The 11862-nt window shown below is 66.7% G+C and carries 13 protein-coding genes; 1 reads left to right on the top strand and 12 read right to left on the bottom strand.

What is annotated here, in order from left to right; all coding sequences use genetic code 11:
• Window positions 1-52: 52 nt before the first annotated feature.
• The 8 genes from FCE95_RS01125 to FCE95_RS01090 form a co-directional block, all read right to left on the bottom strand.
• On the bottom strand, window positions 53-259 hold the full coding sequence (locus tag FCE95_RS01125) for a cold-shock protein (protein WP_137265164.1): 207 nt from the start codon (window positions 257-259) through the stop codon (window positions 53-55).
• 237 nt (window positions 260-496) lie between these two features.
• Window positions 497-1255, bottom strand: coding sequence for an S-methyl-5'-thioinosine phosphorylase (locus FCE95_RS01120; RefSeq protein ID WP_137265163.1), 759 nt, complete (start codon window positions 1253-1255; stop codon window positions 497-499).
• Between the two features lie 113 nt (window positions 1256-1368).
• Window positions 1369-1926 carry a hypoxanthine-guanine phosphoribosyltransferase gene (locus tag FCE95_RS01115; protein WP_137265162.1) on the bottom strand — a complete coding sequence of 186 codons (558 nt, stop codon included), beginning with the start codon at window positions 1924-1926 and terminating at the stop codon, window positions 1369-1371.
• A complete protein-coding gene (gene nagZ / locus FCE95_RS01110) occupies window positions 1923-2939 on the bottom strand; it encodes a beta-N-acetylhexosaminidase (protein WP_425481288.1) in 1017 nt (338 codons plus the stop codon). The genes FCE95_RS01115 and nagZ overlap by 4 nt, the downstream gene beginning before the upstream one ends.
• A gap of 36 nt (window positions 2940-2975) precedes the next feature.
• Window positions 2976-3494: a CYTH domain-containing protein gene (locus tag FCE95_RS01105; protein WP_137265160.1), complete on the bottom strand. Its 519-nt coding sequence runs from the start codon at window positions 3492-3494 to the stop codon at window positions 2976-2978.
• 114 nt (window positions 3495-3608) lie between these two features.
• On the bottom strand, window positions 3609-4940 hold the full coding sequence (gene rlmD / locus FCE95_RS01100) for a 23S rRNA (uracil(1939)-C(5))-methyltransferase RlmD (protein ID WP_137265159.1): 1332 nt from the start codon (window positions 4938-4940) through the stop codon (window positions 3609-3611).
• 440 nt (window positions 4941-5380) lie between these two features.
• Window positions 5381-5989, bottom strand: a complete 609-nt coding sequence (locus FCE95_RS01095) for a DUF1318 domain-containing protein (protein WP_223266728.1) — start codon at window positions 5987-5989, stop codon at window positions 5381-5383.
• Window positions 5990-6024: 35 nt separating this feature from the next.
• On the bottom strand, window positions 6025-8043 hold the full coding sequence (locus tag FCE95_RS01090; protein WP_137265158.1) for a translocation/assembly module TamB domain-containing protein: 2019 nt from the start codon (window positions 8041-8043) through the stop codon (window positions 6025-6027).
• Between the two features lie 15 nt (window positions 8044-8058).
• Here FCE95_RS01090 and FCE95_RS01085 point away from each other — a divergent pair, with 15 nt between their 5' ends.
• Window positions 8059-8787, top strand: a complete 729-nt coding sequence (locus FCE95_RS01085) for a response regulator (RefSeq protein WP_137265157.1) — start codon at window positions 8059-8061, stop codon at window positions 8785-8787.
• A gap of 103 nt (window positions 8788-8890) precedes the next feature.
• Here FCE95_RS01085 and recO read toward each other — a convergent pair whose 3' ends face one another.
• From recO to FCE95_RS01065, 4 genes are all read right to left on the bottom strand, one after another.
• On the bottom strand, window positions 8891-9631 hold the full coding sequence (gene recO, locus FCE95_RS01080) for a DNA repair protein RecO (protein WP_137265156.1): 741 nt from the start codon (window positions 9629-9631) through the stop codon (window positions 8891-8893).
• A 164-nt stretch (window positions 9632-9795) separates the two neighbouring features.
• Entirely contained in the window at window positions 9796-10704 is a 909-nt protein-coding gene (gene era, locus FCE95_RS01075) for a GTPase Era (protein WP_137265155.1), read from the bottom strand.
• Window positions 10705-10781: 77 nt separating this feature from the next.
• Window positions 10782-11468, bottom strand: coding sequence for a ribonuclease III (gene rnc, locus FCE95_RS01070; protein WP_137266396.1), 687 nt, complete (start codon window positions 11466-11468; stop codon window positions 10782-10784).
• Complete coding sequence (locus FCE95_RS01065) at window positions 11461-11844, bottom strand: DUF4845 domain-containing protein (protein ID WP_137265154.1); 384 nt, start codon at window positions 11842-11844, stop codon at window positions 11461-11463. Before FCE95_RS01065 ends, rnc begins: the two co-directional genes overlap by 8 nt.
• Between the last annotated feature and the right edge of the window lie 18 nt (window positions 11845-11862).

Raw genomic sequence — 11862 nt, 5'->3', positions numbered from 1 at the left:
AAAAAAACCCCGCGACGTGCGCGGGGTCAGGAATGACTCGTTCGGCCGGCGATCACTGCGCCGGCACGACCCCGGCGGCTTGCGCGCCCTTGGGGCCCTGCACCACTTCGTAGCCGACGCGCTGGCCTTCTTGCAGGCTGCGGAAGCCCTGGGCGTTGATCGCCGAGAAGTGCACGAATACGTCGGAGCTGCCGTCCTCGGGCGCGATGAACCCGAAGCCTTTGGCGTCGTTGAACCATTTCACGGTGCCGTACTGCATAGCTTTCCTGACCTCATGATGGATACGGTTCGCGCGGCGGCGCGTGGGGCAGCCGGGCCGCGCGGCAGGAGTATGCAAACGGGCGGGCGTCCTGGCAATCGCCCCGCCGGGAGGGCTGGGGCACCCCAAGAGGCGCCGGCTTTTGTGGGAGCGGCTTAGCCGCGAGCTCTTCCTTTAGGTCAGAACGCCTTGCGGAAAGGGCTCGCGGCTAAAGCCGCTCCCACAAAAAGCGAAGGCTCAGGCCGCTTCGGCCAGGAGGGCGGCGACCAAAGCCGGCAGGTGCGCGGACGCGGCCGCCACATGGGCCAGCACGTCCTCGAAAGTGATGACTTCGTCCGGATTGGGGCCGGCGCCCGCCGCCCAGTTGGCGACGATCGCCAGGCAGGCGTAGTCCAAGCCGAGCTCGCGCGCCAAGCCCGCTTCGGGCATGCCGGTCATGCCAACCAGATCGCAGCCGTCGCGCTTCATCCGCGCGATTTCGGCCTTGGTTTCCAGGCGCGGGCCTTGGGTCGCGCCGTAGCAGCCGCGCCCGACCACCGTGACGCCCGCGCGTCCCGCCGCGGACAGCACGCGTTCGCGCAGCGAGAGCGTGTACGGATCGCCGAAATCCACGTGCAGCACTTCGCTGCCCGGCTCTTCGCTCAAGGTCGAGACGCGGCCCCAGGTGTAATCGATCAGCTGATCCGGGCAAGCCAGCACGCGCGGACCGAAGGCTTCGGTGATGCCTCCGACGGTGTTGATCGCCAGCACTTTCGTCGCGCCCAACGCTTTCAGCGCGGCGAGGTTGGCGCGGTAGTTGATCTTGTGCGGCGGCAGCGAATGGCCCTCGCCGTGACGGGCCAAGAAGGCGACGCGCTTGCCGGACAGCGTGCCGACGCGGATCGGGCCCGAAGGCGGGCCGTAAGCGGTCACCGGCTGGTGCGCTTCGGCGTCTTCGAGTTGGGCCAGCGAGTAGACGCCGGTGCCGCCGATGATGGCGAGGGAAAGGTCGATCATGTCGTTCTCGTGTATTTCTTGTTTTTAGACACGGATCAATTCCGATGAATTCGGATAAAAATCAAATCCGTTGAATCGGTTTTCGATCCGTTCTGATCCGCTTCGATCCGCGTCTAGGCTTTTAACGCGTAGATCGCAGGCAGGTTGCGGCCCTGCTCCTGGAAATCCATGCCGTAGCCGAACACGTAGCGATCGGGCACTTCGACGCCGACGTATTCGGCCTCGATCCCCTCCACGCAGCGGTCGTGCACCTTCACCGCGAGCACCGCGACGCGCACGTCGCCCGCGCCCTGGTCTTCGCACCATTGCTTGATCGCCAGCAAGGTGTGGCCTTCGTCGAGGATGTCGTCGGCCAGCAGCACGCGGCGGCCGCGCATCGGCGTGGCCGGACGGTGCAGCCAGGCCAAGCGTGCGCCGGTGGTTTGGCCGCGGTAGCGGGTCGCGTGCAGATAGTCGAATTCCAGATCCAAGCCGCGCTCGCCCAAGGCGAAGGCCAACTGCGAAGCGAACGGCATGCCGCCGTGCATCACGGTGATGTAGAGCGGCGGCAGGCCGCCGTCGTAATCGGCGCGGATCTCGTCGGCGATGCGTTCGATCGCGTTTTCCAGGGTTTCGCGGCTGTGGATCAGTTCCGCTTCGGGCAGCACGTCGGCCAGTCGTATCGGAGTCATGCCACGCCCCCGGCGTCGCCGGCGAGGCGCGATTGCGCCTGGCCGTAGCGGGTTTCGGCCAGCAAGCCGTCCCAGCCCATCGCGCCGCGGCCGATCAGGCCGATCAAGGCCATCGTGTTGAGCCGGCGCCCCTGCACCGCCGCCAGCGATTCTTCGACCAATTCGGGATGGCAGACCAGCACCACGTCGCAGCCCGCGTCCAGGTGCGCATCGACGCGTGCCTTGATGCCGCCGGCGGAATAAGCGGCCTTCATGCCGATGTCGTCGGAGAACACCACGCCGCGGAAGCCCATTTCCCTGCGCAGGACGTCCTGGATCCAAATCGACGAGTATCCCGCCGGCTCCGGCGCCACTTGCGGATAGGCGATGTGCGCCATCATCACCGCGTCGGCGCCGGCTTCGATGCCGGCGACGAAAGGCACTAGGTCGCGGCGGCGCATTTCGTCGAGCGAACGGTCGTCGCTCGCGTTGTCGTAATGCGTGTCCTCGCGCACCGTGCCGTGGCCCGGGAAATGCTTGAGCGTGGCGGCCATGCCGGCCGCGTGCATGCCGCGCACGTAGGCGCGGGTGAATTCGGCGACCACCGCCGGATCTTCCGAGAAGGAACGGTTGCCGATGGCCAGGTTGCCGTGGCCGACGTCGACCACCGGCGCGAAGCTCAAATCTACGCCGCTGGCGCGCACTTCGCTGGCCATCAGCCAAGCGTGCTCCTGGGCCAGTTCGAGCGCGGCGACCGGATCGGCGGCGTACATCCGCCCGACTTCTTCCAGCGGCGGCAGCGCGCTGTAGCCTTCGCGGAAACGCTGCACGCGCCCGCCTTCCTGATCCACGCAGATCAACTGCGGCCGCGGCGCGGCCTCACGGATCGCGGCGGACAGCTCGGCCACCTGCGCGCGCGAAGCGAAATTGCGCTTGAACAGGATTACGCCGGCGCAGGCGTCGTGCTGCAGCCAGTCGCGTTCCTGCGGTTTGAGTTCGGTGCCGGCGACGCCGATCACGAGCATTGCGGAAATCTCCTTGCCACGGTCTCGCAGCGTACGCCTCGCACGCTACACGATATCGGCGGCCGAGCGCTCGGTTTCGCTCCATTGCGAATACGGCCGGGACGCCAGGGCCAGATTGTAATAGCGCGCGAGCTCGGTGACCTCCGCGCCGGCCCAGACCGGCTTTTCGAAGGCTTCGCCGACCGATTCCAGCTCCAATTCGGCCACGACCAGGCCCGCGTTGTCGCCCAGGAATTCGTCGACTTCCCAAACGTGGCCGGCGTGGTTCACGTAATGCCGGCGTTTTTCGACGGTGCCGCCGACGCACAGCGCCAGCAGCGCGCGGGCGTCGCCGGCCGGGATCGGATAGTCGAATTCCTGGCGGCTGGCGCCCAAATCGCGCGATTTCAGGTTCAGGAAAGCGCCGTCGCCCGATATCCGGACCCGCACCGAGGCCTTCTGCGCGCCGCTGTCCATCGCCGCCTGGTCGTTGATATAGCCCTGCGCCATCGGCACGGACTTGTAGGCGGCCTGGCGCCAGCCGTCGCCGGTCACCAGGAATTTGCGTTCGATTTCGATGGGCATGATCTTGATTCTTGTAGGAGCGGCTTCAGCCGCGAGCTCTTGACGTCAGATCGCGCATGCTTGCGGGAAGAGCTCGCGGCTGAAGCCGCTCCCACAAGAGCATCGTATGCGCCGCTATTTGGGCTCGAACATCGCGATCGATTCGACGTGCGCGGTGTGCGGAAACATGTCCATCACGCCCGCGCTGCGCAGCTTCCAGCCGCGTTCGTTCACCAGATAGCCCGCATCGCGCGCCAGAGAAGCGGGATGGCAGCTGACGTATACGATCCGCTTCAATCCTTTCAGCGGCAATTGCTTGAGCACCGCGTCCGCACCCGAGCGCGGCGGATCGAGCAGCAGGCGGTCGAAACCGGCGCGCATCCAGGCGTGTCCGCTCAAATCCTGGGCCAGATCGGCGGCGTGGAATTGAGCGTTCGCCAGACCGTTGCGCGCGGCGTTTTCTTTGGCTCTGGCCACCAGACCGGCCTCGCCTTCGACGCCGACGACTTCGCGCACGGCGCGCGCCAGCGGCAAGGTGAAATTGCCCAATCCGCAGAACAGATCGAGCACCCGCTCGTCGGCGCGCGCATCGAGCAATTGCAGCGCCAACGCGATCATCTTCCGATTCAGGCCCGCGTTGACTTGGATGAAATCCAGCGGCTTGAACGCGAATTCCACATCCCAGTCCGGCAAACGGAAAGACAATTGCGGCGCTTCGGGCCACAAGGCGTGCACCGAATCCACGCCGCCCGGCTGCAGGAAGACGGCGAAGCCATGTTCTCGTCCGAATGCGACCAAAGCGTTGCGATCGGCTTCCGACAGCGGCAGCAGATGGCGGAAAACGAGCGCGATGCCGCTGTAGTCGGGCGTGGGATCGCCGGCGATGAATTCGATCTGCGGAATGTCGCGGCGGCCGTCCATGCCGTCGATCAGCGCCGAGAGCGCGGCGATGCGCTGGCCGATTTGCGGGATCACGGTGTGGCAGATCGACAGATCGGCGACGAAGCGCGGATCGGCTTCGCGGAAGCCGACCAGGGTCTTGTCCTTCTTTTCAACGCGGCGCACCGAGAAGCGCCCCTTGCGGCGATAACCCCAAGCCGCATCGGTGAGCGGCGGCAGCAAGGTTTCCGGCGTCACGTGGCCGATCCGTTCGAAGTTCTCCAGCAGCACGCGCTGCTTGGCCAGGATCTGCTTGGCCTCGTCCAAATGCTGCAGCGCGCAGCCGCCGCAGGTGCCGAAATGCGGACAACGCGGTTCGACGCGATCGGGCGAGCGTTCCAGCACTTCCAGCGTCGTCGCCTCGTCGAAACTGCGCGAGCGTGCGGTCTGCTTGGCCATCACTTTTTCGCCGGGCAGCGCGCCGGCGACGAACACGGCCTTGCCGTTCTCGCGGCGGGCGACGCCGCGGCCGTCGTGGCTCAGGTCGAGGATGTCGACGGGGAAAGGGGTCTGATCGATCTTGGCCACGTGGCGAAACTGCGCGCGCGAAAACCGGCATTCTCGCAGAATTCAGGCGAAAACCGGCCCAGACCGACCGACCACACGCAGCGACACGCAAAAAACTGGCCGTTTTGCGCAACCATCACCCCAGGCCCGCCAGCGACCAAACAGCGAAGCGATGCCAATACGAACGGCCCGCCATCGAACTACGGACCGAGACCGAGAATCGGCGTGCTGTCCAGCTACAGCGCCCGGCAGATCAAGACGCGCGACTTCACGCACCGCCGTTGAATTTAGGCACTTTCTTTGGTTACTTTCTTTATGCCAGTAAAGAAAGTGACCCGGGCAAAAGCCCGAAAACCTTTATCCATGCGATGAGTCGCATCGCAACCGACCAGTTCGTCGGATAGCCTGGATCCCGGCTTGCGCCGGGATGACGAGCAAAAAAAGTGTCGACTCTACGGAGCTTATTTCTGCTTCCAGGCACCGCCTGAGTCCTGATACCACCAGCCACCGCGCGCACTGTCGGCCCACTGCCGGGCGAACACGCTGCGGATCTGCGCTTCCCATTCCGGGTGCTTGTTGGCCACGGCGATTTCGCGATACACCGCCTTGGCGTCGCGGTTCTGCTCGGCCACGGCCTGGTTCACCGCGACCCGCTCGCCGAGCGCGATCTTGGACGCGTCGCGCACTTCGATCTCGCCGTCGTTGCCGAACCCCAGCGCGCCGGAATCGAAATGGGCGCGCAGGCTGCCGTCGAAGCGCGAAGCCATGCGCGATTGGATCGCCTGGATCGCCGGCGTCTTGATCGTGATGTCCGGCGAGGATTGCGCGTACGCCGGCGAAATGCCCAACAGCGTCAGCGGATCGAACCCCGGCGACGGACCGTGCGCATCGGCCATGCCGCCGCCGTCCGGCTTCGCGGGCGCGCTTTGCGGCGCATCCTCGCCGATCACTTTTTCGACGAATTCCTTGGCCGCTTCTTTCGCTTCGGCCGCGGGGAAATAGACATTGATGGTCACGCAGGCGCTGAGCGCGAGCGCGGCGGCCACCGGCATTCCGAACCAACGACGCATAGCTGTTCTCCTGCTGAAACGAAAAGAAGTCGCGATCATTCGAAAACGGGTTTGACGTCGCCTTTGCCGACCGCCGCCAGGCGTTCGACCAGGGTCGGCCAATCCACCCGCCGATTGAAGCCGACCACGTCCAGGCGCGGAACCCCCGCCCCTTCGACGATAGTAAATCCGTCGCCGGCTGAACGCAGACCGCCCATTTCGCAGACTTCGTTCTGCAGGCGGCAGGAAATGCCGATCCGGGCGTAGCCGAAATCGTCGAAGAAGCCGATCAAGCGGCCCTGCAGGCTGCCGACGAAGGAGGCGTCGCCGACGCTGGAGATGTTCTGCACGGCGCGCTGGCTGATCCGCTGGCGCACGCCCGCCGCGGGCACGGTGCGGAATTCCGCGTCGAATTCCGCCGGACTCCAATCGACCAGGCGCAAACCGGCGATGCGACCGTCGAGGCGGCCGCTGATGCTGCCGAAATCGAATACGCCGGTCAGCGCCTGCAGGTCCAAGCCCTGCAATGCGATGTCGGCCGACAGCGTCGGCGCGACGCCGAACGGCCGCTCCATCGACAGCGACGTGGCGCGCACCGTGCCGCCGAACAATTGCAGGTCCAGGCCGCCGTCGAAATCGATGCGGTCGTCGGCGTAGCGGGCGCGCGGCAGATTGCCGCTGAGCTCGCCGCTGAAGGCCGGCAGCCCCAGCGCGGCGGAGACTTTGCCGAAATCGATGCGCGCCAGGTTCATGCCGAATTCGATCCGCATCCCGGCGCCGCCCGCGGGCGGGCGCAATTCCATCGCTTCGAAACCGACCCTGCCGCCGAGCATCGGCATCGCCGCCGGCTGCCGCAGGCGCAGCACGCCGTCGCGGCTTTCGAACGGCAGCGCGATCGCCCCGAAATCCAACCCCTGCAATTGCCCGCTGCGCCAACGCAATTCGCTGGCCGTGGGCGGGCCGGCCGAGAAGCGCACATCGCCGTCCAATCCGTCGAAAGCGAAACGCTGCTGCGCATCGCGCAAAGCGACGCCGTGCAAGCGCGCATCGGCGGCGCTCAATTCCGCGCCGGCGATGCGCAAGCGCGCGTCGATCGCGCCGCTCATCCCCAACTCGCTCAAACCGACCAGGCCGAGCCAGCCGGACAAATAGCGTTGCCGCAGCGGCGCGATGTCGCGGCTGGATATTTCCAGCGCCAAATCGCCGATGCCGCCGTCGACCGTCAAGGCGCCGCCGCCGGCGAGCCGCAAGACGTCGCCGTCGCGCCACTCGATCCGCGGCAAGCGCCAAGGGCCTGCGCCGGAACGCGCCGCTTCGATGCGCAGCTCCACCGGCGAGGCCGGCAAAGCGACGTAGGCGTTGCCGGCCAGGAATTCGCCCTTGCGAAGCTTGCCGTGGACGGCGATGCGGGTGTCCGGCGCCTGCGTCCGATAATCGATGTCGAGATCGCCGGACACGTTTTCGGCGGCGATCGTGCCGTCCGGCGTGTCCAAGCCGAGGTTCGAAACCGCGATCCTGCCGGCGATGCGCAGCGGTTTGCGCTCGGGCGCCTCTACGGTCAATTTGCCGTCGAGCCGCCCCTGCTTCAGGCGCCCGCCGCTCCAGGCCTGGCTCGACAGGGCTTGCACCCAGGCGACCGGGACCCGGGTCAGGTCGAGCGCCGTCGCGTCCGGAGCCGCCGCCTGCCGGCGCAGCGCGAAACGGGCCTCGCCTTGGCTCAAGGCGACGTCGGTCGTGGCCACGCCTAGGTCCACGGCTAGCCGCATCGGCCGCGACCGGCCAGCACGCAGCGTGCCGTCGCAACGCCAGCCGCCCTGCCCGTCGCGCGTCAGCGGGCAGCGCCAGGTCACGTCGGCATAACGGTAGCCCAGGTCCGGCGCGGCGATGCGCCGGGCCGTCAAGGTCAGCTCGCCCTGCGCCGCTTGCGCCGGCCAATCCAGCCGGACCGTCACGCCCTCCAAGGTCGCCACGGGCGTGCCGACCCGCGCTATGTTGGCCGTCAAGATGCGCGCCGGCGTCGGCCCGATACAGGCCAGCAACAGCCAAGGCAGCAGGCGTAACATCGGTTTCGGCATGGAGGGAGCATAACGATGCAGGATGCGAATGCGATGAAGCCGCGCTTGCTGCTGGTCGAAGACGACCCGGCCAGCCGGGCGTTCATGGCCGCGGTCATCGCCCAGTTCCCGGCCGATGTGGACACCGCCGGTTCGGTCGGCGCCGCCGCGACCTTGGCGACCACACGCTCCTACGCTTTGTGGCTGTTCGATTCGCGCCTGCCCGACGGGAGCGGCATCGATCTGCTGATCCGCCTGCGCAAGCAAGGCGACACAACCCCGGCGGTGGCGCACACCGCCTCGCGCGATCCCGACGAGCACGCGGCGCTGGCGCAAGCCGGTTTTCTCGCCACCCTGATCAAACCCTTCGCGGCCGTGGAATTGCGCGACGCGATCGCCGCGGCGATCGGCCCCGCGCCCGTCGCGCTGGCGCCGGCGGCGGAACCGGATCCCGGATCGTCGGTGTGGGACGACGAAAGCGCGCTCGCTGCGATGAACGGCAGCCAGGAGCACGTGACGATCCTGCGCGAATTGTTCCTGTCCGAACTGCCGGCGCAGCGCGATGCGGTGCTGGGCGCGCTCGACCGCGGCGACAACGACGCCGCCCGCGATACCTTGCATCGATTGAAGGCGAGTTGCGGGTTCGTCGGCGCGTCGCGGCTGAAGGCCGCAGTGGAGCGGCTGGACGCGGCTGCAGCGGATGCCGCCGCAGCGGAATTTTTCGCGGATGCCGTGCGGCGTACGCTTGCGACGAGCGCTTCTTGATTTTGTGGGAGCGGCTTTAGCCGCGAGCTCTTCCCGCAGGATCGCTGCCAAATGATCGGGACGCTCGCGGCTAAAGCCGCTCCCCCAAAAAGCAGAATCTCGCTCAGGATTCGGCGATGCGCGGCTTGGTCCGCGCCAATTGCGCGATCAGTTCCCAGGATTTCAACCCCCGCCCGCCCAGATGGTGCGCCAGCACCGCGCGCATCGGCCGGCGCAGGCTGGCGAGGTCGTCGGCGGAAGGCTGCAGATCCTGGGCCAAGGCGAGCAAGGCGCGGCCGGTGGCGGCTTCATCGCGGTCGCGCTGGCCGCGATCGCTGAGCAGTCGGCGCGGCCCCTGCTCGGGGTCGATCCGGTAGCGCGCCGCCGGGTCGATCGGCTCGCCGTCGCCGTCTTCGCCGAAAGCGAAACCGAAGCCGAGCGCTTCCAGCAGTTCGCGTTCGAAGCGGCGCAACGTCCAGGCCAAGGGGTCGCTGCCGGCCAATCGTCCGCGCGCCGTTCCGTAAGCCCGGTACAACTCGGGATGCGGATCGTTGCGCGGCGCCAAACGCAGCACGAGTTCGCTGACGTAGAAGCCGGCCAAGGCCGCGTCGCCGGCCAGCCGCGGCGCGGCGTCGAGCGCTTCGGCGGAATTCAAGCGCGCCAACTCGCCGCGCTGCACCGCATCGATGCGGATGTGCTGCAACGGCTGCAGCGCCGCCCGCAGCGGGTGCCGCTTCGGCCCTTGCACGCCGCGCGCGACCAGGCCGATGCGGCCGTGCTTCTCGCACAACAACTCGACCAGTAGGCTGGTTTCGCGCCAAGCGCGCGCGTGCAGCACGTAGGCCGGTTCGTTGTCGATGCGCATGAACGCCGTGCCTCGCCTTTTAAGCCGTCATACCCGCGAAAGCGGGAATCCAATGGCTTGGCTTTTCTCCCCGCACACAGAAACGATGGCGAGAGCAAGAGCGAAAGTCACTGGATTCCCGCCTTCGCGGGAATGACGGCTTAAAGCGGCCGGAGGACTCCGGGTCAATCGTGATAACCCAAGGTACGCAACGCCGCCTCGTCGTCCGACCAGCCCTCGCGGACGCGCACCCAGGTTTCGAGGAAAACCTTGCGGCCGAACAAAGATTCCATATGCGAACGCGCCTGCGTCCCGACTTCGCGCAAGCGCGCGCCGCCTTTGCCGATCACGATCGCCTTTTGGCTGTCGCGTTCCACCCAGATCACCGCTCCGATCCGCAGCAATTCGCCTTCTTCGACGAAGCGCTCGATCTCCACCGTGGCCGCGTACGGCAATTCGGCGCCGAGCTGGCGCATCAGCTGCTCGCGGACCATTTCGCCGGCCAGGAAACGTTCGCTCTTGTCGGTGATCTCGTCTTCGCCGTACATCGGAGGCGCTTCGGGCAGCAGCTTCAGCAAGTCCGCGACCAATGCGTCCAGGCCGCTGCGCTTCAGCGCGGAGATCGGATGCACGCTGGCGAAGTCCCGGCCTTGCGCCGCTTTCGCCAGATAAGGCAGCAGCGCGGTCTTGTCGCGCAATTTATCGACCTGGTTGACCGCCAGCACCACCGGCACCTTCGCTTGCTTCAAGGCGTCGAACGCGAGCGCGTCCTCTTCGTCCCAGCGCCCGGCTTCGACCACCAAAATCGCCGCGTCGACGCCTTCCAGCGCACCGCGCGCGGCGCGGTTCATCCAACGATGCATCGCCGAGGCGGTGGACTTGCCTTGTTCGCGATGCAGGCCCGGCGTATCGACCAAGGCGATCTGGCCTTGCGGGAACGTGGCGATGCCCAGCAAGCGATGGCGGGTGGTCTGCGGCCGCTTGGAGGTGATGCTGACCTTGGCGCCGACCAGCGCGTTGACCAGGGTCGATTTGCCGACGTTCGGGCGGCCGATGACGGCGACGCTGCCGGCGCGATGAAAAGTGGGATCCATGCGCGGATTGTCCGCCGCGCCGGGCGGCGGAGCAAATCTTGTGGGAGCGGCTTTAGCCGCTCCCACAAAAACCGCGCCTACGGCGCAGACAGCAGATGCTGCAAAACGCCCTCGGCGGCGGCCTGCTCGGCGGCGCGGCGGGAACCGCCCTCGCCCTCCGCCGACAGTTCCGCGTCGCTGAGCCGGCAGCGCACGCGGAACACCTTGGCGTGATCGTCGCCGCTTTCGGACACGGCCTCGTACACCGGCAGCGCGCGTTGCCGCGCTTGCAGCCATTCCTGCAAACGGGTCTTGGCGTCCTTCTCCACTTTGCCGGCCGGGAGTTCTTCGATCGCATGCGCGAACCACGGCATCACCGCCGACCGGCAGGCTTCGTAACCGGCGTCGAGATAGATCGCGCCGACCAGGGCTTCGAGCGCATCGGACAAAATAGAGTCGCGGCGATGGCCGCCGGATTTCATCTCGCCCGGCCCCAGGATCAAGGCGCCGCCCAGGTCCATGCCGCGCGCGATGCCCGCCAGCGAGGATTCGCGCACCAGTTCCGAACGCGCCCGGGTCAGCGCGCCTTCGTCGGCTTTGGGCCAACGCGCGTACAGCGCTTCGGCAATGAACAAGCCGATCAGCGCGTCGCCCAGGAATTCGAGCCTTTCGTTGTGCGGCGCGCCGGCGCTGCGGTGGGTGAGGGCCTGCTTGAGCAGGCCGGCGTCCCGGAAGGCGTGGCCCGCGAAGAGCTCGCCTCCGGGATCGCGGTCCGGATCAGGAATCGGCGTCACCGGCGCGGGTCAGTTCTTGCACGGCGTCGAATTTGCCGACCACGTCGAGGTTGTAGATCATCGACTTGCGGACTTCGTAATTCACTTCCATCTTCCAGCCGCGTTCGCCGCGCGTCAGCTTGACGTTCTCCGGCTTCACGTTGTCCGAATAGTTGATGTACAGCCGGCGGAAGAACAGATCCTGGATCTTGGCCGGATCGGCGGTGGCGATGCCCGGTTCGTTGGCCAAGCCTTTCAGCGCGGACTTGACGCTGTAGTACTCCTGGTACATCGGGAAGAGCTTCATGCCGATATAGGCGAAGAAGCCGGCCACCGCCAGAACGACGAGGAACCCGATGAAGGTGATGCCGCTTTGCGTGCGTTTCATGCCTTCCCCTTGTCTGAT

It is taken from the genome of Luteimonas gilva (assembly GCF_005239095.1).
In the GTDB taxonomy this organism is placed as follows: Bacteria; Pseudomonadota; Gammaproteobacteria; order Xanthomonadales; family Xanthomonadaceae; genus Luteimonas_C; species Luteimonas_C gilva.
This window is presented reverse-complemented; position numbering and strand designations above follow the sequence as displayed.

What these genes read in the sequence shown, in the direction of transcription:
- era (WP_137265155.1), bottom strand. Translation starts at nt 10,704, where the DNA reads ATGGATCCCACTTTTCATCGCGCCGGCAGCGTCGCCGTCATCGGCCGC.
- FCE95_RS01065 (WP_137265154.1), bottom strand. Translation starts at nt 11,844, where the DNA reads ATGAAACGCACGCAAAGCGGCATCACCTTCATCGGGTTCCTCGTCGTT.
- FCE95_RS01115 (WP_137265162.1), bottom strand. Translation starts at nt 1,926, where the DNA reads ATGACTCCGATACGACTGGCCGACGTGCTGCCCGAAGCGGAACTGATC.
- FCE95_RS01095 (WP_223266728.1), bottom strand. Translation starts at nt 5,989, where the DNA reads ATGCGTCGTTGGTTCGGAATGCCGGTGGCCGCCGCGCTCGCGCTCAGC.
- FCE95_RS01085 (WP_137265157.1), top strand. Translation starts at nt 8,059, where the DNA reads ATGCAGGATGCGAATGCGATGAAGCCGCGCTTGCTGCTGGTCGAAGAC.
- FCE95_RS01105 (WP_137265160.1), bottom strand. Translation starts at nt 3,494, where the DNA reads ATGCCCATCGAAATCGAACGCAAATTCCTGGTGACCGGCGACGGCTGG.
- recO (WP_137265156.1), bottom strand. Translation starts at nt 9,631, where the DNA reads ATGCGCATCGACAACGAACCGGCCTACGTGCTGCACGCGCGCGCTTGG.
- FCE95_RS01090 (WP_137265158.1), bottom strand. Translation starts at nt 8,043, where the DNA reads ATGCCGAAACCGATGTTACGCCTGCTGCCTTGGCTGTTGCTGGCCTGT.
- FCE95_RS01120 (WP_137265163.1), bottom strand. Translation starts at nt 1,255, where the DNA reads ATGATCGACCTTTCCCTCGCCATCATCGGCGGCACCGGCGTCTACTCG.
- FCE95_RS01125 (WP_137265164.1), bottom strand. Translation starts at nt 259, where the DNA reads ATGCAGTACGGCACCGTGAAATGGTTCAACGACGCCAAAGGCTTCGGG.